17 protein-coding genes are annotated in these 24178 nt (G+C 58.9%); 6 read left to right on the top strand and 11 right to left on the bottom strand.

Going from position 1 to position 24178, the window contains the following annotated elements; all coding sequences use genetic code 11:
• Positions 1 to 9: 9 nt before the first annotated feature.
• The 6 genes from NG895_RS20380 to NG895_RS20405 all read right to left on the bottom strand — a co-directional run bounded on the left by NG895_RS20380 (position 10) and on the right by NG895_RS20405 (position 7940).
• Positions 10 to 552 carry a TRAP transporter small permease gene (locus NG895_RS20380; protein ID WP_252854376.1) on the bottom strand — a complete coding sequence of 181 codons (543 nt, stop codon included), beginning with the start codon at positions 550 to 552 and terminating at the stop codon, positions 10 to 12.
• Positions 549 to 1565 carry a TRAP transporter substrate-binding protein gene (locus NG895_RS20385; protein WP_252854377.1) on the bottom strand — a complete coding sequence of 339 codons (1017 nt, stop codon included), beginning with the start codon at positions 1563 to 1565 and terminating at the stop codon, positions 549 to 551. Before NG895_RS20385 ends, NG895_RS20380 begins: the two co-directional genes overlap by 4 nt.
• 165 nt (positions 1566 to 1730) lie before the next feature.
• A complete protein-coding gene (locus NG895_RS20390; protein ID WP_252854378.1) occupies positions 1731 to 3653 on the bottom strand; it encodes a pectinesterase family protein in 1923 nt (640 codons plus the stop codon).
• Positions 3653 to 4936: a tagaturonate epimerase family protein gene (locus tag NG895_RS20395; RefSeq protein WP_252854379.1), complete on the bottom strand. Its 1284-nt coding sequence runs from the start codon at positions 4934 to 4936 to the stop codon at positions 3653 to 3655. The genes NG895_RS20390 and NG895_RS20395 overlap by 1 nt, the downstream gene beginning before the upstream one ends.
• 5 nt (positions 4937 to 4941) lie before the next feature.
• The gene (locus NG895_RS20400) at positions 4942 to 6333 is read right to left on the bottom strand and encodes a hypothetical protein (protein ID WP_252854380.1); all 1392 of its coding nucleotides are present in this window, start codon (positions 6331 to 6333) and stop codon (positions 4942 to 4944) included.
• A gap of 209 nt (positions 6334 to 6542) precedes the next feature.
• The gene (locus tag NG895_RS20405; RefSeq protein WP_252854381.1) at positions 6543 to 7940 is read right to left on the bottom strand and encodes a glycoside hydrolase family 28 protein; all 1398 of its coding nucleotides are present in this window, start codon (positions 7938 to 7940) and stop codon (positions 6543 to 6545) included.
• 693 nt (positions 7941 to 8633) lie between these two features.
• On the opposite strand from NG895_RS20405, the gene NG895_RS20410 reads away from it, so the two are divergent.
• Entirely contained in the window at positions 8634 to 10718 is a 2085-nt protein-coding gene (locus NG895_RS20410) for a beta-L-arabinofuranosidase domain-containing protein (protein WP_252854382.1), read from the top strand.
• A gap of 37 nt (positions 10719 to 10755) precedes the next feature.
• Here NG895_RS20410 and NG895_RS20415 read toward each other — a convergent pair whose 3' ends face one another.
• Positions 10756 to 11688 carry a DUF3472 domain-containing protein gene (locus tag NG895_RS20415; RefSeq protein ID WP_252854383.1) on the bottom strand — a complete coding sequence of 311 codons (933 nt, stop codon included), beginning with the start codon at positions 11686 to 11688 and terminating at the stop codon, positions 10756 to 10758.
• Between the two features lie 427 nt (positions 11689 to 12115).
• Here NG895_RS20415 and NG895_RS20420 point away from each other — a divergent pair, with 427 nt between their 5' ends.
• The gene (locus NG895_RS20420; RefSeq protein WP_252854384.1) at positions 12116 to 14437 is read left to right on the top strand and encodes a GH92 family glycosyl hydrolase; all 2322 of its coding nucleotides are present in this window, start codon (positions 12116 to 12118) and stop codon (positions 14435 to 14437) included.
• A 111-nt stretch (positions 14438 to 14548) separates the two neighbouring features.
• Here the strand turns inward: NG895_RS20420 and NG895_RS20425 are convergent, their stop codons facing one another.
• Both NG895_RS20425 and NG895_RS20430 read right to left on the bottom strand, forming a co-directional pair.
• Complete coding sequence (locus NG895_RS20425; protein WP_252854385.1) at positions 14549 to 15475, bottom strand: sugar phosphate isomerase family; 927 nt, start codon at positions 15473 to 15475, stop codon at positions 14549 to 14551.
• 2 nt (positions 15476 to 15477) lie between these two features.
• Entirely contained in the window at positions 15478 to 16239 is a 762-nt protein-coding gene (locus NG895_RS20430; RefSeq protein ID WP_252854386.1) for a PIG-L deacetylase family protein, read from the bottom strand.
• A gap of 591 nt (positions 16240 to 16830) precedes the next feature.
• On the opposite strand from NG895_RS20430, the gene NG895_RS20435 reads away from it, so the two are divergent.
• From NG895_RS20435 to rpsU, 3 genes are all read left to right on the top strand, one after another.
• Complete coding sequence (locus NG895_RS20435; protein ID WP_252854387.1) at positions 16831 to 18348, top strand: permuted SH3 domain-containing protein; 1518 nt, start codon at positions 16831 to 16833, stop codon at positions 18346 to 18348.
• Between the two features lie 54 nt (positions 18349 to 18402).
• Positions 18403 to 19620: a prenyltransferase/squalene oxidase repeat-containing protein gene (locus NG895_RS20440; protein ID WP_252854388.1), complete on the top strand. Its 1218-nt coding sequence runs from the start codon at positions 18403 to 18405 to the stop codon at positions 19618 to 19620.
• Positions 19621 to 20416: 796 nt separating this feature from the next.
• Complete coding sequence (gene rpsU / locus NG895_RS20445; RefSeq protein WP_252854389.1) at positions 20417 to 20614, top strand: 30S ribosomal protein S21; 198 nt, start codon at positions 20417 to 20419, stop codon at positions 20612 to 20614.
• Positions 20615 to 20838: 224 nt separating this feature from the next.
• Here the strand turns inward: rpsU and NG895_RS20450 are convergent, their stop codons facing one another.
• Positions 20839 to 22044: an Lpg1974 family pore-forming outer membrane protein gene (locus tag NG895_RS20450; protein ID WP_252854390.1), complete on the bottom strand. Its 1206-nt coding sequence runs from the start codon at positions 22042 to 22044 to the stop codon at positions 20839 to 20841.
• A 684-nt stretch (positions 22045 to 22728) separates the two neighbouring features.
• Positions 22729 to 23379: a PEP-CTERM sorting domain-containing protein gene (locus NG895_RS20455; protein ID WP_252854391.1), complete on the bottom strand. Its 651-nt coding sequence runs from the start codon at positions 23377 to 23379 to the stop codon at positions 22729 to 22731.
• A 445-nt stretch (positions 23380 to 23824) separates the two neighbouring features.
• On the opposite strand from NG895_RS20455, the gene NG895_RS30350 reads away from it, so the two are divergent.
• Complete coding sequence (locus tag NG895_RS30350; RefSeq protein ID WP_261361653.1) at positions 23825 to 23953, top strand: hypothetical protein; 129 nt, start codon at positions 23825 to 23827, stop codon at positions 23951 to 23953.
• Positions 23954 to 24178 lie beyond the last annotated feature (225 nt).

Here is a 24178-nt window from a genome sequence, read left to right on the forward strand (position 1 = left end):
TTCCGTGTCTCAGTCGATGTTTTCGGCAGGATCTTCGTGGGTTTGCGTGTACGATGCTGCGGGAGGTTGGCTGCTGGCAACCACTTCGAGCAAGTCGATAACAGAAAACAACAGAATGCATGCCCCGGCGATGGGGGTGGCCAGGTACACGGCGCCCATCGGAACGCCCAGAGCTGCAGTGGTTTGCCCCGAGGCCAGCACCTCGGCCACCAAACGGGTACCGCCACCAAGAAGGACCCAACTGGCAAATGCGATGATCACCAATTGGCCCAGAATCTCCACTGGCTGTTGTGCATCGGAGTGGAGTTGTTGTCTAAAATAATCGAGCCCCAGGTGCTCGCGCCGCGCAAAACCAACGGCGGTGCCCAGCATGGCGAGCCAAATCATCAGGTACCTGGCCAGTTCCACGGTCCACTTGCTCGGGTCATCCAAGACGAAACGCGTTGCCACCTGCCACAAGACGTCGAGCACGAGGGCCACGATCAGTAGGATGACCGCCCACTCCAGCACGCGGACAACCACCTGTTCGAAGCTTTTCAGACTTGCGATCATTGTTCACCCCCCATGGCTTGAATCTTCTCAATCAGGTCGCCGGTGGGGGTGCCTGCGTACGACTCGACCATCGACGAGACGCTCTGCCGGAAAGGCTCGAGGTCGGGGTGGTGAATCGTCACGCCACGCTCCTCAGCACCGGCCAGAGCTTCCTGCGTTTTCTCCTGCCAGAGCTTGCGCTCGTACTCGGCCGATTCTTGCGCGGCCTCGGCGAGCCACTGCTGCTGCTGCGGAGTAAGTCGCTGCCACCAGCGTTGGCTGATGATCAACACGTCCGGAGTCCGGGTGTGCTGGTCGAGCGACAAGTGCTTGCAGACCTCGTAGTGCCGGTTGGTGTAGAAGCTGGGAGGATTGTTTTCCGCCCCGTCCACCACACCTTGCTGCAGAGCGGTATAAAGATCACCGAAGTCGACCGGCGTGGGTGAACCTCCGAGCGATTCGATCATCGCAATCGAAGTGGGACTCTCCTGAACTCGGATCAGCAGACCCTTTAAATCCTCCGGCGTCATGATGGGCCGCGAAATCGTGTAGAAGCTGCGAGCGCCGGCGTCATAGTAGGATAGTCCTCGAAGACCGCTGTCGGCGCCCGCTTCGAGCAAGTCGTTGCCCAGGTCGCTATGCAGCACTCGCCAGAAATGGGCTTCGTCTTCGAATAAGAACGGAATGCCAAAGACGGCCATCTCCGGCACGAAGTTTTCCAGTGGGGCGGCCGAGGTCTTGGTCATAGCCAGCACGCCACGTTGCACCAGGCTCAGACATTCGGTCTCTGCGCCTAGTTGTCCGTTGGGACGTATTTCGAGAATCATCGTGCCGGACGATTTCTCGGCCAGACGTTCTTTCATGAACTCCATGGCCAGATGGACCGGGTGATTCTGGTCGAGCGAGTGCCCCAACTTCAGTTCCACTCTGTCCGCGGGAGCCATTGCGGCACCGGTGGCAACTGCAACGGCCGCAATGGCCAATAGAAGGCAGGTTGCACATCCGACTAATAGCAGCGAGACAGTCTTGCTCATCTTTACGTACGGGGTTCCAGGTGGCTGAACCGGTCGTTGCACATAACCGCCGCGGAGCGGGAAGAGACCTTCAATATAACTGGCTGCCGCGCCGCGAGATAGATGCTGCTCGGAGAGTGGTACCCCACCACCCGATGTTGCGAGCTGAGACGAGTTCAATGCATGTCAGGGTCTAACCAACTCCTCCTTGATAACGAACCGACCTAGTGGTTCGACTTGACGTTCCACGCTTGCGGCGACAATCTGGGCAATGCGGCGACTGCCCTGCGGACTGAAATGAGTTCGATCGCCAACGGCTTGTAGCCAATGACTGTGGCTCTCCTCCAGTCGATTGAACAACTGGCGAGTTTCCATATTCAAATCCACCAAAGCACAGTCCATCTCCTGCGCGACTGCCTTGGTGGCTTCGGCGTAGAGGACGTTGCCTTCGTGCGGGTCGATCTGCCCATCGGCCAGATAGAATCGGCGGGTGGGCGGGCTCACCAGGATTGGCACGGCTCCGATTTCGCGCGTTTCGCGGACATACCGTCGCAGGTTTGCCCGATAGTCACCTCCCGCAGAAGGATTGGTGTGGCGTGCTGGACCTTTGCCCGGATTGTCGTTGTGTCCGAATTGAATGAATACGAAGCCCGGCTCGGTCTTCAAAGCTTCGTCCCAATGGCCTTCATCGCGGAAGCTTTTGGAGCTTCTGCCACCCCGCGCACGGTTGATTACCCGAATTCGGTCGTCGAAAAACTGATGGAGCGAAGCTCCCCACCCTTGGTAGGCGTGCTTGACGTCGTAGTCGGTGACCGTCGAGTCGCCGATGAGCAGCACTTTGGAGACCTGGCGTGGCGCGGCGTCGGGCAGCGCGAGTTCTTCCAGGTAGCGTGGTGCGAGCGTTGACGTCACCGCGTGAATGGCGGCACCGGTGGTCTGCAGGCGGGTGGCGGCGGCAGAAGGTGTACCACCTTCGAACACCAGGTGCGATGTGCCCAGACCTCGGACCAGTTTTGCCTGGCTGCCATCCTGCCGCACGACATGCATGGCATCCGGGCATGAGACTGGTTCGGAAAAGTACACGTGGATGTGGCCGCCATCCGTTTCTACTTCCGCAATCGTGGGCGGGTCGGTCCGCTCGGGATCCCAGCCATCGTCGAACGTCCACTCTGGAGTGATCTCATCCGAAGAGGGGCTACCGGGGGCGGACTGCAGGTTGTCGGCAAACCACTGGTAGTCGCCTCCGGCACGGTGACAGTTGTGGAAGTACTTGCGCCGATAAACGTGAGAGGCGTAGTAGGGCTTCGACTCACTGACCACCCCGATCGGTTGCTCCGCCAGCGACTCGGCGAACTGGCAATCGAGCAAGTAAAACTGTGAGGGGTATTGATTGCGACCGAGCCAGAAGTCATCGGGGCCAGCGAACTTGCAGTTGCGGAGCACCAATTTCATGTCCAGGTCCATGTGGCCGTCATGCCAGAGCGAGGCGCTGCCGTTGGTGGACTCGAAACTCGAGTCGCGGATGAAGCACCAACCACGTGGGAAGACAAAGTCGACACCACCTCGGAACTTGCAGTTGCGATGATAGTACATGCCGTAAGAAGTGTTCCACAGGGAAAGGGTATCGCCGCCCTCGCCCAGCACATGGCAATCATCCAGAATGAAACGCTGCGGCTGGCCATAGATGGCGAAGGCGTGTTCGTCCTGGTTGGTTTGCGTGTTCTCCACCGTCAACTGCTCGACGATCACGTCCTCACCGAATACATTCAGCACACCCGGCCCAAACCGGTCGTAGCGCCGGTTGTACTCTTCGCGCGGAAAGAAGAAGGCAATCTTGGTTTCGGCTGGACTGCTGCCACGAAGGGTGACGCAGTTGTGATCGACGCGGACTCGTTCGTTGTACAGCCCGGGAGCGATCTGGATGACCCTGCGGCGGGCATTGGCGATTGGGATCGAATCGAGTGCCGCTTGGATGGAAGTGAAATCACCGGAACCATCTGCCGCCACGAGGATATCGGCAGGGAAAGCCTCCGTGGCCAGCGTAGCAGTCCACTGGCAGAACAGCAGGGCAAAGGTCGCTAGGCAAATCCTGGCAAGAGAAGGTCCCATCAACGAAGCGCCTGCAGATGCCGTACGAAGTGGTCGCGGAGGACCTCGGTGTAGACGTCCGCATGCGACTCGAGCAGGGCTTTCAGTCGTGGGCCTAAGTTGGGATCTGTCACCACCGAACCAAAGGTGCAGTGCAGCACCTGTCGCCCGGGATTGGTAAATCCCTTGCCTGCGGGCACATCGCACCAACGCTCCAGGTAGACCACTTCCACCTGGGTATCGTTCAGGTCTGCACTGACGGGCAGTTGGTCCACCTCGGCCGACACGTGGTAGGTGGCTTTGTCATCGTCGTAGCGGGCACGCGAGAAATCGACGATCTCTCGGAAGAAAGCGGGGTCCTTATGAGCCGCCACGCGCAAGGCTTCCAGGTAACTGGTGCCCGCCGTCTTGACGTGGAATCGTCCCTTGGTCGTGCGGGCGAGCAGGGGGTACATGGCCAACTTGTCAGAGCCCGAATGCAAGGACAGCTTGTAGGGCCCCATTCGCTCGGCGATTTCGGCGTGCACCTGCAGCGACTTTTCGAGTTCAGTCAGGTCGCCCTTGAAGTCGACGCCCTTTTCGAAGTCGCCCACGAAGCGTGGTGCGAGGCTAACGAGCTTTACCCCGGCCTGACGCAATTGATCGGCAATCAGATAGTGTTCGGCCGCCGTAGTGGGTTGGGCCGTTTCGTCGACGCTGAGTTCGAGCTCGAACGGCTTGCCTAGACGCTCGGCTTCGGACTCGACGAACTTGGCAAGCTTGATGGTGGCCTGAATCGACTTGCCGTACTTGACTGCCGCCCTACTGAGAATGTCCTGATTGAACTCGATGGTCGTCGAATCGAGCTGAACTGTTTGCCCCAAGTAGGAGTCGAACCAGGGGGCCCATTCGCGGGCCGCGGCGAACTTTTCGGCCAGTTGCGAAGCATTGTAGTTGTCGGCTTCCTGATCGACATCGCCAGAAGGGTCGAGCGTGAAGAACACGAAGCCCGAGGCCATCGTGTTGCGGACGTCGTCCTCGGTCTTCAAGTGGTCCGCATCGGCTCCCCACTTGTCGGCAAACGACTCGGCGGCCAGCGCATCGACCGCGCAACTCATCACTTCGTCCGCCGTGCGACTCGTCCGCGTCATCTCGCGGATAGACTGTTGGGCGAAGATGCCGCGGATGGCGCCCCCGGCTTCCCGGAGGGCCGCCAGATGGCCAGGAGTGGCGGAGCCCAGCCGGTCGCCAAATCCGAAACTAGGTTCCAGTCCGAGTGGTTCAGGAGTCAACGTCGCCTGCTGCGTGGGGGATGATTCTGCCATGGAACTCAAGGAGTTAAGAAGTCTGCAAACGCACCGTGGAGCAAATGTTGCACATCGCGCTGGATGTCGCCCTCGCTCACCCGCCTGCCGGTGGCTTCGACGTCAGCATATTTGTCAACCAGGACCTTGGCAATGATGTTGCGGCTGTGGTCCCATTTGTATATCAGTTGATCCAGCACGCGGGCGTCGGAGTGTTGGGGGACAAAGGTCGTTCCCAAGAGCTCCAATCGCATGCGAGTGATCTCTTCGACCAACGAAGGATTATTCAGGAACCACCAGCAACCAAACACCATCAGGTTGCCAAATTTTCGTGCAGCCACGGCCAGCTCGTGCTGGTTTTCGCGAGCGAGCATCGTGCACAGGAAGCGGTTTTCGGGGAAGTCGCTACAAATCTGCACCACTGAAGCGACATCCGATTTCTCTACCGTATCGCCCGCGTCTTTCAGGGAGGGATTCACCTGCAGGCGGGAGCCAATCATCATCGCCATCGGCAGGCCCAATTCGGCCAGCGTCGGCAGCACCGCTTCGCGAAGCACTGTGCTGCCGGCCGAGTGGTCGTCGGGGCCCCCGTAGTGGAAGCTGGGCGGCAGGCTCACGGCACAATAGATGGCGTTGATCCGGTTGATCCAGTTGTGCAGGAAGCGGCGTATTTCGGCGATTGTCTTGTCGTTCAAGTCTTCGCTGACGTCGTAACCCCATTCGCGAAGTTGGGGGCCCGCCGATTGCCAGTCGCGCAACAACGGATCGAAACGCAGCACGGCGCGGAAGCGATCGTCGGCCCCAGCAGCAGGATCGGCCAGCCAGCGGTTGCGTTCGTTATCGTCGAACACCGCATTGGTCATCGTGATGCGGGACACGCCCGAGACTTCCATCACCCGGTCGATGTGACTGTCGAGCGTTTGCGCGGCGAACCATTTGCGATGACTTTCCAAATCGCGTTCATTCGGGTCCAGCCCCAGACGGGCGAGCGTGGTCAGCACGCCACGGCAAGCTTCGCTGAGGGGGGTTCGGTCGACGAACAGGTGTTGCCAAATGTGGTCCGCCTGTTGCGTCTTGCTCATTCGCCAGAACTGTTCATACGGCAGACGCGTCGCCGGTACGACTCGATACACCTCGGCCACCAGGTAGTGGTAGGTGAGTAGTTCGTCGATGCCCCACAGCGAAAGACCCTGGGGGTCGACGGCTTCCATAGCCGCAGGTACCGGCGACCCAAACGCACTGGGATACAGGTGTGTGTGAAGGTCCCACACGGGCGTAGATCTCATCGCCGAGTAGACGACATGTTCCAGTTCTGCGGACCGTTTGTCCGTGAACGAGGAATGGTGAGAGTCGACGCGCAGCGAATGGGGACGCTTCGCGGCGGGAAGGGCAGGGTTCGAACCTATTGCTGGCTCCATGGATCCAATCCACATGGCGTGGTAAGAGGAGAAGCGTAAGTGCGAGGCACGTTACGAGTTGTAACTATGCAATGATGTCATCCATGGTAGGACTACCCTCGAAATGCTTCAACGATGCAATCACGCAATAACTGGTTCCTTTTCCGCATTCACGACAAACGGCCATGCGGAAGCTGCAACCTTGCATTCAACCGTACCCAATGGCTGGCCTATTTCAGTGGCATCATGACCTCTTCCAGGCTCAGTTCCTTCACATGTTCGATGATGCTCGGTTTAGCGGCTCCAGCGAACGTGCAGTTGCGAATCGTAATCGATTCAATCGGGTGGTCTTCCAATCCCCGGAAGTAGAACGCGTACTTCGATTTCTCGGAAGTAAGGTTCTCGATGTAGATGTTGCGAACCACAGGAGGATAGTCGCCGGTTTCATCGGCATAGTGAAGATTCACGCGGAGTACGGCGTCGCTAACTTGTCCGACCTTCACATTCCGCACAAACAGATTCTCCAGATAGCCGCCTCGCATTGAGTTCGACTTCAGGCGTATGGCCCGTTCCAGGTTGGGGCTGTCCATCTCGCAATCTTCGACAAAGATGTTGCGCACGCCGCCGCTCATTTCGCTGCCCAGCACCACGCCGCCGTGACCGTCGCGCATCCGGCAGTTGCGAATGACGTAGAACTCGCTGGGGGTGTTGAGTCGGCGACCATCGCTGTTGCGGCCCGACTTGATCGCGATGCAGTCGTCGCCGGTATCGAACGTGCAATCTTCAATCAACACATAGCGGCACGACTCGGGATTGCAGCCATCGTTGTTCGGACCGTGGCTATCGACGGTCACCCCACGCACCACCACGTTCTCGCATAACACCGGATGCAGGCACCACATGGGCGAGTTCTTGACGGTTATGCCCTCGATCAGCACGTTCTGGCAGCGGTACGGCTGGACGAAGTTGCTCCGCAGCAGCGATTTTTCGCCGTACACGCGTTCCTCGGGTGCGACGCCTTCGGCGGCCTGCGAAAGCAGTTTTTCCAGTGCCGTGCTCTGGTCGGGATCGCCTTTCTTCCAGTCCGACTTGGAGGATCCGCTCCAACGCCCTTTCCATTTCCACCAGTTGTCGTGACTTGCCTGACCATCGATGGTCCCTTTGCCGGTGAGACCGATGTTCGATTCTCCGAAGGCGTAAATCGGCGGCGAGTAGTTCATCAACTCCGTGCCCTCGAAGCGAGTGAACACATTAGGCAAGTAGTCGCTGGGTTGGGTGCTGAACAGCAGCGTCGATTCGGCCGCCAGATGCAGGTTGACATTGCTCCGCAGGCGAATCGGTCCGTCGACGCGGTATTCGCCGGCGGGAACTAACACTCGCCCACCACCTGCGTCGTGGCAAGCGTCGATCGCTTTGTTAATCGCCACCTGGCTATTCTTCTTGCCTTTGCCATCGGCGCCGTAGTCCGTGACGTCGAACTCTCGATCGGCGAAGCGTGGCGCCGAAATCTTCGCCACGATCTCGTCGACCGAATGCCAGCCGATTGTTGCCTCGTCGGCTCGTAATGAACTGGAAGCCATGGTGCAAAACAAGAAAAACGCGGCAACATGATGGGTGTACTTGAGCATGGGTAGAAGTCCTTGAGAAGAGCGGTGAGACGCGCTTCGGCGCCGGGCGACCTACTGACCGAACTTAACCGACCCGCGCGTCGCGAGCTATAGTCCGACTGCCGATTTTCCGGTGCGAGCGAGTCGAGGGCGTGGCAGGATCAGGACGTACTAGTCGGCTAAAGCCAAATTAGTGCAGCGTCTGCGTGGGCGGCGATTGCAAACGCAACGTCATCTTCTGCAATGTCGCGGCCTGGTGGCGAGCTATCTTGAGTAGCAATGTCGCCACTGTGCACAATGAAGGGCTTCTCATCACGCCCCGCCTGTCGCTGAATCTTCGCGAAGAGGTTTGCAGGTCGACGCCTTCCGTTTATGTCGATGCGTCGCTGTAGCGCTGCTGTTGGTCACAAGACGGCAGCGATTGCTACATTGCCGGGTCCGGTCAACGAAGGGGATGGCGGACGGAATGCCGCTGACCGTCGAATGGCATTGCTGACCCGTTGGTCTTTTAATCAAGAGAGGTTCACCCCACGCCGCTGGAAGAAAATATTTCCAGGCGACGCACTTCTTGTCCCGCGACGCCATGCTGAACTTGCGGCGTGCGAATGCCAACGGAGATAATGGTCGTGCGAAGTGTTGCTCGACACCAGGCGGTGGCAGAGTAACGTACGCAGCTACGAAGTACTCTACGTGTTTGCACTTGGGAGCATGGCTATGAGCGAGCGTCGTTGTAAATGGATTTGTCTTTTCACTCTGGTGGCCAGCTTGCCGCTTGTTGCGGTGCCGCGACTGATGGCGGAGGAGAGCCGATACGTTTTCAACCGTGCTCCGCTGGCAGCAAAGCAATACTGTGAGTTGCCTTTGGGGGCCATTCAGCCTGAGGGCTGGCTGCGGGACGAACTCGAGCGGATGTCACAAGGCATGACGGGCCACTTGGATGAGTGGTATCCCGAGGTGTGCGGGCCGCGCAACGCGTGGCTGGGTGGCGATGGCGACACCTGGGAGCGGGGACCCTACTGGATCGACGGTCTGTACCCACTGGCCAAGTTGCTTGAAGACGATGCCCTCGATGCCAAAGCCATGAAGTGGATCGAGTGGACGTTGGCAAATCAGCGTCCCGATGGACAGATCGGCCCGCGGACACTTCGCAAGGAAGATCGTACCCAGCCGCCTCCTGCAGGTGTGCAGATCCACAAGCCGGATGATTGGTGGCCTCGCATGGTCATGCTCAAGATACTTCAGCAGCACTATCTGGCGACGGGCGACCAGCGCGTACTGGAGTGCCTCGACCGGTACTTTCGGTATCAGCTAAAGGAACTGCCGAACCGGCCCTTGCACGATCCGCAGAATCCACGGTCGGGGTCATGGTGGGCGGCCCAGCGCGGCGGCGACAACCTAATGATCGTATTGTGGTTCTACAACATCACCGGCGAGCAATACCTGCTGGACCTGGCTGAACTTCTCAGCGAGCAGACGGTGCCGGTGGCCAGTTGGTTCGGCCCTGGTGTCGACAATGTCATCCGCTTCCGGGGCGACCAAGGGCCAGCACTGCACTGCGTGAACGTGGCCCAGATGATGAAGACTCCCGTCATTCGTTGGCAGTTGGATCAGAGTCAGCAGCGCCTCGATGCGGTGGAGAATGGCTTTGCCGACCTGCGCGTGTTTCATGGCCAACCGCACGGGCTATTTGGCGGCGACGAAGGCTTGCACGGCGACGGACCCGATCGCGGGTCGGAATTGTGTACGGCTGTAGAGATGATGTTCTCGCTGGAAAAAATGTTCGAAATCACTGGCAATCCCATGTTCGGCGACCGACTCGAGCGGGTCGCCTACAACGCCCTGCCCACCCAGGCGACGGACGACTATCGCGGTCGACAATACTTCCAGCAGACGAATCAGGTACAGGTAACGGAAGGAGAACGCGACTTCTTTAACGATGGCGGAGAACGCCAAGTGTACGGGCTACTCAACGGCTATCCCTGCTGCACCTGCAACATGCACCAAGGCTGGCCCAAATTCGCCCAGCATCTCTGGATGGCCAGCCGCGACAACGGATTGGCGGCCATCGCCTACGCGCCGTCGACCGTCACGGCACAGGTGGCCGACGGTCAGACGGCCACGTTGAAGATGGAAACCGGCTATCCGTTTGAAGAGGTTGTTTCTATTACCGTGTCGGTGAGCGAGCCGACCGTGTTTCCTTTGAATCTGCGGATTCCTGGATGGGCCGCGGCGGCGCGCGTCGAAGTCAACGGCGAGCCGACCGGCAAGCCGAACGCTGGCTGCATGCATGAGGTCGCCCGGGAGTGGAAGGATGGCGACGTCGTCACGCTGATTCTGCCAATGGACCTGCGAACTTCCCAGTGGTTCGCCCGCGGTGTGGCTATCGAACGGGGGCCACTGGTGTATGCCTTGGATGTTGGTGAAGCGTGGTCGGAGGTCGAGCGAGCCCGCCCGGACGGCGTGCCCGACACGGCCATGCATCGTGGCTACATCGAGGTGCGACCAACGAGCCCTTGGAACTACGCGCTACCGGAGCGCGTGGTGCAGGATCCCCAGCAGCACATCGAAGTGGTGCAGGGTGAGGTGCCGAATCGTAACCCATGGACTCGTGAGGCGGCCCCGGTCCACCTGGTGACCAAGGGAATTCGACTTCCGTACTGGACCCTCAACCGCAACTCGGCAGCAGTGCCGCCGCTCAGCAGCGCGCCGCGACCGAAGGACGCTCAGGAGGAAGAAATTACTCTGATTCCGTACGGCGCCACCACGGTTCGCACCGCGGTGTTCCCGTGGGTGAAATAGTGACGTAAGCAGGCGACAAGTTCCGTCTCGCAAGACGCTAGCGAATTTGGACTTCGTGTCGGCGTTTTGATTCTTCGCGCTGGAAGATGGGCCCGACTTCCACCACGCAGCTATCGCCCTTGGCGCGGATGTGCGCGCAGTCGGGCGAGGAGGTGGCGCCGCTTTTTTCACCAGGATAGAACGCCGAAGTTCCCTGGATCGCTACCTTCTCGCCGTTGATCCGAGGCCAGCCAAACGTGATGTTGACCTTGGGGATCGACGAGCGGGGAATTTCGCGGGTCGAGTAGACTTCGACAAACGCTGAATGCCGGCCCCAGAAGGTGAACTCGTCTCCTTCGAACAGCAGGCTGCCGACGTCGAAGGTCGAGTCGTCGGCATGGTCCTTTACCTGGCAAGCAAACCAAGTAGCGGGTTCTCCGTTGCGCTCGATTGTGTCGCCCTTCGTGACGCTCCACGTGTAGGAGCCTTTCTTCCATTTGAAAGGGCGGCGGACGCTGGCAAATTCCCCTTCGTACCCGGCGCTCTCGACCAGGCAATCGTCGGCCGCCATGCGGACGTGGTCGAGGCCGATGGGAGTCTTCTTATCGGACGACCATCGCGAGAAAATCGCGCCGCGGCCCCGAGACACTCGCTCGCGATCTTCCTTGCTGGCCCAGCCGTTGATGTTGGTCTGGATTCCGCCGTAGAACTGCAGGCCATTGATTTTGGCGATGCCACACGGCGAAATGTAAAGGTTGTAGGTCTCGGGGACGTCGCGATCAATGGCGACGTCCATCTCCAGCGAGGTGAACTTCTCTACCGGCCCCGCAAAGTTCCACCAGATGTTCGCCACGTGCCAGGGGCGGCGCGGAAGCTTCACGCCAAGTTCCTCGGCCATCGCCTCGGGAGAAGGCTGAGCACACGGATCGTCCGCCAATGCCAAGGTATTCAAAGTAGCCAGTAACATCATCGTCGCAATCACCAAACGCATCGCTGTGTTCACCTCAATGTTTCGGAAGGGGCAGCACTCGCGCGAACGGTAAACCGCAGTGCTGCGTCGAAGTCGTGCGAGACAGTATATCCGCGGTGTTGTTGCGACTCCAAATGGGCTAATCTTCGCAGACCTCGTCACATTCGATGAACTGGAGGTATTAGTCGTATGGGTTTGGGTGCAGATGGGCGCCGGCGTGGGCTTGTTGGTCGGCTCACGTCGCTTCAACGTACTACGGAAAGATGCCATCTCGGTCCCAAAAGTTCGGAACTCGAGACAGACAAATGACCCGAGGTGCGTATTCATCTATACTACGTTCAACCTCGACCTCGCCGGTCACTGAGACGCTTGAGACTTATCGTTACCGCGGCGGACAGGCCATTGGGCCAGCTTGATTTTCCACATCACCTATTCAGCCAATAACATCATGTCGACTTTTCACCACCAGTCTTCGCATCGTGTGCCGAATGCTTTCACTTCTTGCGGTTTCGCGGTGATGGTGCTGCTTCTGTTCGGCTCCCTTGCTGCCGTGGCGGAGGACTACACCAAGCTGGTGAATCCATTCATCGGTACCGGCGGCCACGGCCACACTTTTCCTGGGGCGACAACGCCTTACGGCATGGTTCAACTGAGTCCCGACACACGCACCGATGGATGGGATGCTTGCGGCGGCTACCACTACTCAGACCATACGATTCGTGGCTTCAGCCACACCCACCTCAGCGGCACCGGCATCGGCGATCTGGGTGACGTGCTGTTCATGCCGGTGGTGGGCGAGGCGCACGTGCAACCAGGGGCGGGCGAGAACCCCGACACTGGTTATCGCGCCCGCTTCCGTCATGAGAGCGAGCAGGCCGAACCCGGATACTATCGCGTGCACCTGGACGATTACGATGTCGACGTCGAACTGACGGCCACCCCTCGCGTTGGATTCCATCGATACACCTTCCCGCAGAATACCGCTCCGCAGATCGTGATCGACCTGGGACACACCATCCACAGTCATCAAAATCCCGAGACCGAGTTGAAGGTCGTTGGCGACCGGGAGATCGCCGGGCTCAAGCGAACCCAAGGCTGGGCGCAGAATCACTTCGTTTACTTTCATGCCAAGTTCAATCGGCCCTTCAAGTACAAGCTCTATAGCGGTGGCAACGAGCAGCAAGGCAACACGGTGACCAATCGCGGCGGCACTCAGGCCGTGCTGACATTTGACGAGGGCGACCAGGAGACGCTGCTCGCCCAGGTCGCCGTCTCAGCGGTCGATTACGAAGGGGCTCGCAAGAATCTGGAAGCCGAAGCCACTGAAACCGATTTCGACACGGTCCGCCAGCAGGCTCACCAGGCGTGGGAGAAGCAGCTCAGTCGCGTCGAGGTGAAGGGTGGCACCGCGGACGATCGCACCATCTTCTATACCGCCATGTATCACACGGCCATCAGCCCCAATCTGTTTTCGGATGTCGATGGTCGCTACCGTGGCATGGACCAGCAGATTCACCATTCGGACCAGGGGCCCGTCTACACCGTCTTCTCGCTGTGGGACACCTTCCGGGCATTTCACCCGCTGCTCACGATTACCGATCCGGACCGCAACGCCGCGTTTATTCGGACATTGTTGACTCAGTACGAGCAAGGGGGCTCGCTGCCGAAATGGGAACTCGCCGGCAACTACACGGGCACGATGATCGGGTACCACTCGGTGTCCGTCATCGTAGACGCCTACGAGAAGGGCTGCCGCGACTTCGACATCGACAAGGCCTACGAGGCCGTTGTCTATGCGTCGAATTACCACGAGGGAGAGCCGCAGATTGCTTCGCAAGGCGCTCGCGACAAGTTGAATCCCAGGGCCAAAAAGCTCAATGCGGAACTTGGGTTCGTTCCCTCCGATCGGGAAAACGAGTCGGTTTCGAAGGCGCTGGAGTACGCCTATAACGACTGGTGCATTGCCCAGTTCGCTGAGAGCCTGGGCAAGGCCGAGGACGCCGAGCAGTACCGCCAGCGGGCCAAGCGTTACCGAGAGTACTACGACGCTGAGACCGGTTTCATGCGTGGTCGCAACGCCGACCGTTCGTGGAAGACACCCTTCAACCCCAAGTTTTCCGAGCATCGTCGCGACGATTACACCGAAGGCAACGCTTGGCAGTGGACCTGGTTTGTGCCCCACGACGTCGATGGCCTGGTGGACCTGATGGGTAGTACCGAGTCGTTTACCACGAAGCTCGATCAACTGTTCAGCGAGGATTCGACCATCGAAGGCGAGAACTCGTCGGCCGATATCTCAGGCTTGATCGGACAGTACGCCCACGGAAACGAGCCCAGCCACCACGTGACTCACCTGTATAACTTCGTTGGTCAGCCATGGAAGACCCAAGCCCTGGTCGACCAGGTGCTGCACACCCTGTATCACAACGACCCGGATGGCCTGTCCGGCAACGAAGACTGTGGCCAAATGTCGGCCTGGTACCTGCTGAACGCCATAGGCTTCTACCAGGTATGCCCCGGCAACCCTACCTATTCACTGGGCCGGCCGCTGTTCGACGAGGTGACGATCCACCTGCCCAGCGGCAAACAGTTCACCGTGCGGGCGAAGAACAATTCGCTCGAGAATCTCTACATCCAGTCCGCCAGCCTGAACGGCCAGCCGATGGACTCGCCTTTCTTCACGCACGACGAGATCCTGGCGGGCGGCGTGCTCGAAGTGGTCATGGGGCCGGAGCCGAACAAGGAGGCGCTGGTGCCGAAGGGGAAGTAATGGGCTGCTTCGCACCGTCGTCAGATGGGAACCTTCGTTCTTGAGGACGGCCTCAATGTTCAAGGGGGTAGTAGTATCTTCGCGAGGCCAGTATGCAGGCCCGCAATTTTCCTAGTGAATGTCGACCTCCACGCTGCCAATCCCGCCGCGATAGTAGCTGAACCGCACATTCGGGTGTCGGGCGAGCAGCGACATCGGCACCGCGGTATCGGCGATATTTTTGGAGATCATCAGGGCCGTCAGGCGAATGCCGAACACGTTGTCGTGGTGGCCGGGGTGCCAGATCGAGACGCAGTCCGATTTCCAGGTCTCCAACGGTCCTACCGTCGCGGCCTGTGTCGGTACCTGAGAAACGTACCCACCGCCCGACGTGCGGGCGTTCTGAATGATGGTCAGTGGATGCAGGTCGGTAACCCTGGTGCCCAGCTTCAGGTACTCTTCGGGCGGTGGTGGCTCGTCCAGAAACGCTCCTTCGCGTTTGGGCGGGTCGTTAAAGGCCCAGTGTTTCACTTCGCCTTGGCCTCCCTGCATTAGCAGGCACCGCACCTGGTCGTAGCTTTCGGAGTAGGCTTTCAGATCCACGGGGAAATGGATGTTCTCCTTCGGCATCTCCAGTTCCGGCCGGATGCGATCGAAGCAGAGCTTCATGTCGGCACGAGCAAACGACAGCGGGTGGTCGGAGGTCACTGGCTTTCCGTCTTCGATCCACTCGTCCATGCCCCAGAAATGGGCGTGTCGCAGGTCGATCTCCAGGGCATTGACGATCTCCGCCACCAGCGGCAGTTGTTCGGTGGGGCCGATGGGACCACAGATGCCAACGGGATTGTCCGCCGTGGCCTGCTGCCAGGTCTGCACGTACTCGAGTGCTTCGGCACAGTAGAACTCTTCGAGCGTGTCGTACAGTTTGACCTCAAAACCTGGCCGCGACAGCCCGGCGAGATCATCGGCGGTAAGGCGCGCGGCATCCGCCAGGATTTCGGGGTCGAGCGTGGTGTAGTCCCACCAGTCGGCGGCGACTTTGCTGATTGGGCGTGCCATGGCTACGATTGGTCTCCAAGTAATTCGCTAAGCAGGTCGTTCTGCGGAAACGGGTGTCCCCGATGCTGCTGAAACGCTTCGGCATACGCGGTTCCGGCTTGTTCGCCCCGCATGACGCCATGCCGCCGCATCGCCTCGATGTATTCATCCATTCCATGGTGCGCCCGCAACCAGTCCCGCTGCGAGGCGTGGCAGGCAAGCATCTCAACTTTGCGGTCGATCACGCTCGAAACGTCCACCAAGGTAGAGCAGGGCGATTCGGCCCCAGTGTAGGGATTGCGGCCTTCGATGGGGTCGGAGTAATAGAGCCATGGGATCGTGGCGCCCTCGGGACGCGGCTGATCCGAAACATTCGGCACCGGGAAGGCAAAAGCCGCAGTGCGGGCAAGCAGGTGAACCTGCTCGTGGTCGAGCATGTAGTCTTCGCGCGGATGCGTCAGCACCAACGTGGGATTCACCTGGCGAAACAGATCGATGGCCTTTTGGATCGCTCGCTCGTTGAACACGACTTTCACATCACGCTCGCCAAGGCAGTGATAGGTCCCATCGATCAGCCGGGCAGAACTGGCCGCCTCGCGCTGGCGAACCTCGGCAATCTCGTCCGCCGGCAAGGTCATCGAACCGCCATCGCCCGCGGTGGCCGTGGCAATGTGAATCTGCCACCCCAGGTCTTTCAGCCGCAATAGCGTCCCTGCACACAGGATCTCGGCATCGTCAGGGTGGGCGAAGAAGGCCAGGGCAACCGTGCGTTCCGGAGTAGTCATAAGGTGCTTGAATTGCGGGCGGTAGCAATGGGCGGTTCTGACGAAATGTGTCCTACCACCCCATCACATGGTGGTATCGAGGTGAGTATAGCGGCAAGCTCCCCGGGGTGCCAAATGCTCGTGGACTCAAGGTGGCCGCCGTTACCGCCCGGATTGAACTGCACCGTGGGCCGCCGGCGAGACGACGGATCTTTCGCGGCATCGCTGACGTTCGCAATTCGGGTCTTCACCATCTGTACGAACTTGTACAGATGGCATGTTGGAGAGATATCGGTGCCTTTGGGACAGGTGCGCACCCTACTGCATTATTGTTCCATCGGCGGGCACTTTCGCTGGAGGGCACAACGGTTGAGAGATTTGGGCCGGCAATCACGGGGCTCAACCAGGCGGGGCATGGTTGCCGGCTGATCAAACTTGGAAATACATCTCAAATTGCCGTTGCTCTGCCTCCGAGTGGCATCCGGCGGAAGGATCCGAATCTGGCAAGGGTTGCAACCGGCGCTCACAGCAATGAAAATTGGTTTTTGAAAGGGTTTTGCTTTCACTGTTCCAACTATCCATTGATACAAGTTATCTTGACGAGGTGTCGTGATGCTACAACGTGCTGCAATACTGAGCTTTCTGCTTTCGCCCTTGCTTCTAGTTGCCGTAGCCTCTGCCCAAGACAAGGCGTCGCCTGGCGACAAGGCATCCGACAACGTGGCCGCCGACGGGAAAGCGTCGCATAACGGCGAAGCAAAGGCCGCCAAGACCCTGGTCGTCGAAGCAGTACCTCTGAAGGTTACCACCGATGTAGAAGGGACCTTTGTCGCCCGCGAAGCGGCCGAAGTTGTCTTGCGACCTAAAGAGTGGAAGAAGTTTCAGATCGTCGAGATCGTGCCACACGGATCGACCGTCAGCAAGGGGGAAGTGCTGGTAAGATTCGAGAGCAAGGAACTCGATGAACAAATCGAGGACGTCGAACTAGAGTTGCGACTGAGCGAACTCGCCATCTTGAAGGCCGAGCAAGAGTTGCCGCGGGCGACCGAGGAGATCGAAAGGCAACACAAACAGGCACAACGGGCATTCGAAGAGGCCAAGGCCGACTATCAGAGGTATCGAGAGGTCGAACGCAAGATGTCGCTCAAGTCGGCCGAGATGAGACTCAAAGCCATCAAGCAAAGTGTCGAGAACGCGCGTGAGGAGTTACGTCAACTAGAAAAAATGTATGAAGCCGACGATCTGACCGAGGAAACCGAGGAAATCATTCTTCAGCGGCAGCGCAGCGATGTCGAGCAGGCTGAATTCCGACTCGAAAATGCCAAGCACGATCACAAGGTGACCGTCAACATCGACATCCCGCGTCGCGATATCGCTCGCAAGGAGAGCCTTGATCAAAGCGAACTGGCGCTCCAACGCGCCAAGACGGCACTCGAAACCGATCGAGCACGTGCGAAGTACGAACTCGAGCAGCAACGGCAGTCGCGTTTGGAAGCCATCGAACGGCACGCCAATCTGGTTCAGGATCGTTCGCTTCTTGAGGTTCGATCGCCGGCCGATGGGGTGGTGTACTACGGCGGCGCCGTCGAAGGGAAGTGGGACGACACTTCGAAGCTGATCGGCAGCATGCGGCCGTTTGGCGATGCGCCGATCGACTCGGTGATGATGACCATCGTCAAAACGAGACCCCTGTACGTGATTGGCAGCGTAGAAGAGGGCGCCCGACCAAGCATCAAGATTGGACAAGCAGCGACCATCGAGACAGCCGCCGAAGAGGGGCCGAAACTCTCGGGTAAACTCAAGAAGATTTCGAAAATTCCGCAAGGCGATAAGAAGTATCGAGTCGAATTGTCCGTCGAATCGAAGGGAATTCCCGACTGGGTTGTGCCCGGGCTTTCGGCCAAAGCCGAGATAACTACCTATGAGAACTCCGAGGCGTTGATGGTTCCGAAATCGGCCGTCAAGACAGATGACCAGGATCCTGACGCCAAGTATGTGATGATCGCGTCACCCGAGATCGACAAACCTCAGAAGAGAGCCGTCAAAGTCGGCAAGAGCAAAGACGGCAAGGTCGAAATCGTCGATGGCCTGAAGGCAGGCGATAAGGTTCTCCTCAAAAAAGACCAATAACAACCTGTCCCTGAGGCGACTGGCCTTCGTATAACCGAATCGCGCGAGGATCTCATGCCGAAGTTATGTCTCGTTGTTGCCGTGATGGTGTTGGCGGTGCCGGTGCATCTGCTGGCGCAGGAGACAACCGCAGAAGTATCGCTTTCGCCGTTGGCGACCACAGGTCCCAAGCCAGCGCCGATCACTCCTCCGACACAGGCCGACGTGAAAGCATCCATCGCTCGCGGCGTGCGGTTCCTGCTGGACGACCAGCGTCCGGAGGGGGCGTGGGGCAGCGCCGAACAGACCAAAGACCTGAATATTTACGCGCCCGTACCCGGTGCCCACCAGGCATTTAAGACGGCCGTCACGGGGCTGGTGGTAATGGCCCTTGTCGAAGCGTATCCAACGCTCGACGAAGCGACGCAACATGAGGTCGACGCCTCGCTCGACCGCGCCCAAGCTTGGATGCTGAAGCACGCGGGCGGCGTTCGCCGAGCCGAAATGGACGCCATCTACAACACGTGGGGACACAGCTACGGACTGCAGGGGCTCGTGCGGCTTTACGATCACACGCCAGAAAGCGACACCGAAACCCGCGCCCGACTGCGTGAAGCAATGCAATTTCAGGTCGAGAAACTCGATCGTTACGAGTACCTCAACGGCGGCTGGGGCTATTATGATTTCGACGCCCATACTCAAGTGCCCGGAAGTAGTCCCAATAGTTTCACCACGGCCACAGCGCTCGTGGCACTCAAGGAAGCAGAGGACGTCGGCGTCGAGGTTCCACGTGCGATGGTCGACAAGGCAATTACATCTGTGGAGCGGCAACGCTATCCAGACTTTTCGTACGCCTACGGTGAGTATCTGAGAATGCGGCCCAGGTATCCTATCAATCGACCTGGGGGCAGTCTGGGGCGTTCGCAGGCATGCAACTATGCTCTGGCCGTTTGGGACAGGCCTGAAGTTACCGAAGAGGTCATCAAGACGTGGCTCAATCGTCTGTACGCCCGCAACGGCTGGTTAAGCATCGGCCGAAAAAGGCCCGTGCCGCACGAGTCGTACTTTCAAGTAGCCGGCTATTTTTACTACTACGGTCACTTCTACGCCGCCCTGTCGATCAAGCTCTTACCAGAAGATGATCGGCCCTACTTCCAGGATCATCTGGCCCACATTCTCCTGCCTCTTCAGGAGAAAGACGGAAGCTGGTGGGACTATCCGTTCTACAATTACCATCAGCAGTACGGCACGGCGATGACCGTGGTAGCGCTGACGCGATGCCTGCACGAATAGCTGCTGACTGGGTAGCAATGACGTTGCCTGTATTCTGAAAGCGGCCGGGCGACCATGTGAGTCCGACGAATTATCGAACTCTCTCCTACGTCGCATGGGTGTCGCATTTGGCCGATACCGATGCACCGTCGCTGGGGACCCAATGGCCGTTCACTGCCCACCTGGCCTTCGCTGGTCGCTCGCCAGAAGTCCTGCAAATCTGCCCGGTGTCCAATCTTCGCCGTTGAAATGGCTTGCGATTGCGGTCCAATAGGTAGAGGGCAGGGTGTACCTGCATCGTGAGGGGGCCGCCAGCCTGCTGGTGGCGGATTGGAGATCGGAGGAGTTGGGGACCTGGAGGGAAAGTCTAATTCCGGCTCTCAGCCCGAAGCACCGCGCGATCTTTCGGCTGGGGTTCGCCTCAGCGGGATTCAAGGACCACAAGCTGGAGTTTTGGGCCACATTGGAGTTTTGCCGCAACTGTGGTGAACCGAAGGGACAAAACTCTCGGGTGGATTGAATCGCTGAGTGCCGTAAGTTGTTTTCAGGGAAGGGGTTGCGGGAATTTTGGTGGCCGTGGCGGCGGGAGTTTTGGGCCCATAAACCGCGCTGTGCGGAACTGGGGAACAACTGGGACCCAACACCCGGTGCATCCCCGTGCCTTGGACGAGACGCTTTCCCCCGATTGGGGCAGGGAAATGCTTTGGGCCGGCTGGACGGAGAAAAGCAGGATAGACTATACTACGCGACTCGGTTGGCCGCGGCTTGGGCCACCGTAGATGCTTAATATCCCCATCCCAGGAGTATCGGAGTACCCGTGGTAAAGTTAACGCTTCGCGAACGAGAGACAGCCCAGGAAGCCGTGCGTCGGTTCCGCAAGTTGGTGGAACGCAGTGGTATCAAGAAGGAAATCCGAGTTCGCGAGTTCTACGAGAAGCCCAGCGAGACGAAGCGTCGCGCCCGCCTTCGCGCTCAGCGCCGCAACCGCCGCGAGCGGATGCTCGGCCGCATCTAGAATTGGCCAAGCCAGACTTTTCGCTTCTGTGATCGATCCTTCAATCGCAGGTGTTCTAACCCCTGCCCGGATCGCAAATCCGCAAAGATCTGTTTGACCGAAGGCGTATCGACTTTGCGTCGCCCTACTGCGCGGCATGCTGAATCGATCAACGCAAACAGCCGACCCCAAAGGGGTCGGCTGTTTTGCTGTCTGGAAGGTGAGGACTCGGGTCCCCCTGTGTTCTAGAACGAGGTTTCCATTCGCAGGAAGAAGCCGTCGAAGCCCAGGATGTTGGCGTCGTCGTAGCTGTTCTGCAGCAGGAAGTTGTACTCGTCGCGGAAGCCAAGGTCATGCCAGGCCGAGAAAAAGTAGCCGCCCGTGAGGCTCGTATTGCAGGTGACGAACACGGTGCCGCCCGCTTCGATTTCAGTAACCGGAATCAGTGCACGGGAGCTAATCGACTGGGTGCCAGCGTCAACCGGTACCGTGCCGGAGTTGTCGACCGAGTGCTGCACCGAGTCGTAATCGCCGACCAGCAGCGACAGGTCACCCTTCATGTAGACGCTGCACACACCGCGGCGACCGAGATACCGCCGGCCCAGCACTCCAACGCGGCCACCAACGCCCTTGAAGTTCGAGATCGAAGTACCTTGCTCAAGCAACTCGTCGCCGGCATCGATGGTGTTGAACGTGCGGTTAGTGGACAGATCCGCGGCCCGAATGGCACCGGTGAACGTGACATCCCAAGCCGGGCACCAGCCGCCACAAGGATCGCAGCAATCGGTGCAGGTATCGCAACAGCCATCGTCGCAACACAGTGGCGAGCCGAGCGGGATGGTCTTCGACCAACCGAGATCGAACGAGTTGAGTTCAACGTCGGCGGTGCCGGTCACCCGAGAACCGTCGATGATCGGGGTTTGCTCCAGCGGCGAGATGATCTGCGTGGTGGAGGTTTCGGTGGGGCTGATGAAGCTACTGCCTGTGTCGAAACGGCTGTACGTAAATCGAATTTCCTCGCCACAGCAGTTGCGGAAACCGCCGTAAACGCGGAACGAACTGTCGTAATCGAAGTCGAATTGATTGAACGTGTCGGTCAGGTTGGTAAGGTCGCGTTCGAGGTACGACACCGCTTCACTCGGGTTGGCCCGCAGGTACAGGTACTCGCCACCGACGAACATCCGAGTACCTCGTCCCAGCGGCAACAGGTTTAGGGAGGTGCCGCCAGGAGCACATCCGCAGTCGCCCATATCCATGCAGGTGCTGCAACTAGCCAACTTGACGTTGTTGTCGCCTTGTCCGTCGAGTTGCTGAAGCGCCTGGGCCCAGGAGACGTCGTCCTGGGACTGCTGGCCTTGGTAGCCGGCTGTCTGCACTAGCTGGGCAGAGGCACCGCCGGCAAGAAAGAGTACCAGCGTCATGCTGGCACACATAGAGAATACGCGTGACATGTGTAGATTCCCCCCAGAATCGTAATCAGCCCGCCCAGTCGTCTCCCCGGAGCGACCTTGGCGAGGCACCGTGCTGTATTGTTGTCGAGGCTGTGCCGTTGCTCGCTAGCACCTGCTAGCCGCCTGCAGGACACACCCCCCGCGCCCCGAAATCTTTCGGAACATGAAAGGTAATCGGTATCGCGATGATCGCTACTTTGCTTTTTCTCCGTACAACTGGCGAATCTGGCAGCACCCGTAGAACCGCCAAAGTCGCCTGAAACGTCAGCCATTGCCAGCGACCGCGCAGCAAGAAGCGGCATTGTGGCTTGAGGGAAGGACCACAATGCCGCCGAGAGGTGTCTTCGTTACAGCGTTTGCTACGACCTGCTAGCGTCTTGGCCGCCGGCAACGTGGTCGCTGGCGACGTCGACAGGGAGTGGCGCGACAGCGTCGGCGAGAACTGCCAGCATGGCCACGGGACCTGCGCCCTAGGCATGCACTGACCATTCCCCGGTCGCGGTCGCAACCCACCAGTCTGGTTTGAACCAACATGACGAATACCTCAAGTACGTCGACAGCACAGCGTTTGCCTTGTATGCAATGCATGCGGCAATTGCCAGCGGGGCAGCGGCGATTAGCCGTGCTCGTATCGAATCTGTCCGTAGCAGCGGAAACTGGTAACCGGAAGGTCCGCCGAGCCTCTTAGCGTCGACGACGCAGTACACCAGCGCCGACCACAGCAGCCAAGATGGCAGCCACGCCCGTCGATGGTTCGGGAACCACGGTAGTTGTCACGTCCGTGCCGAAGATGTCGACACCTTCCATCACGCCGTATGGGCGGATGAACTGGTTGAAGTAGTTGGCTTGATTGCCGGTGACCTCGTAGTCAGCAATTTGAGTCGAGACGGACTCCGTCAACGCGTTGTTGTTGGGATCCACAAACGTACCCGTGACGACGGAGTTGTCCTCGGTGCCATTGCCATCCATGTTGTTCATATCGAACAACACCAGGCGGAAGTCGGGATGCGGAAAGAGACCTTCAACGTCGTCATCTGGGGCCAAGTCGATGCCGAAGCGAACCGTTTCACCTGGGGCCAAGCCGCCGTTGCCGAAGGTGACGGTCAGCAAGTCACCAGTGGATACTACCGATTGGATCAGGACATCCGGCGTGGAATCGCTCAGCAGGGCGAACGTACCGTAGGTGGCGTCGGTGAAATTGTAGTCTTCGTCGCCAATCGTCATGCTAAACTCGGTCAGGTTGCCGGTCGAGTCCGACAGGTTTTCAACTTCGACCCAGGGCATGCTGCGATTGCGGATTCTCTGGTAAGGAGTGTCCCACATGGAGTATTTCATGACCTCCATTTCGTCTGGATATTCCAGAACCATTTCCTTTTCGCAGAGCAAGAAATTGAATCCAACTTTGTCGAGTACCGCGTGGGCGGGACTCGCCGCAAGGATCGCAACGAAACACGCGCCGAATGCAAGCCCGATCTGGCTTGCCGTGCGCGCACTGATATGTGCAGAAATCATAGAAGTTTCCCTCAAATGGATATGGACGCTCGCGCACTTGGGGAAGTGAGCGATCGCAGTGTCGATACGGTTTAAACGAGGGTCGAACCACCTCGCGCGACAGCGCACGCTGCGCGCAGTTGTTCAACCGCTTCTGTTGGCCCATGCAGAATTGGCCGCTCGCGACTTGGCGAGTGCCCAAAAATTGCCAGGCTTGCAGTGTTTAAGAGAGCGGCGAAGCGAATCGTCGGAGCCGCGTACTCTGCTGCCATCGCAGCCGGTACGGCTCATGACACTGCCACCAATCGATTACCTGAGCATTCGTACCCTTCGCAGCTATGTCGGCTCGCACGACGTCATGTGGAAACACAACGGTGGCGAACACCTCGCTGCCGCATCAGTGCGAAGGTGCTTTTAAGGCTACTGCGAACACCGAGTTGCACGCTGAGCAAACCGTCCCTAGCGGTACAGTCGTGCAAATCGGCAAATCCAGAATCCCGGAGAGACAACCAGCAACCAGAGGGAAGCCGGGGAATGCTACTTGAGGACTCGGGAGCCGCAGCAGGTGAATGCCAAGCAAGCGATGTGGCAACGCCACCTAATCGCCGCTTTATGGACATTCATGAGGACGGCTCCCCGTAGC

Source organism: Aeoliella straminimaris (genome assembly GCF_024054565.1).
Taxonomy (GTDB): Bacteria; Planctomycetota; Planctomycetia; order Pirellulales; family Lacipirellulaceae; genus Aeoliella; species Aeoliella straminimaris.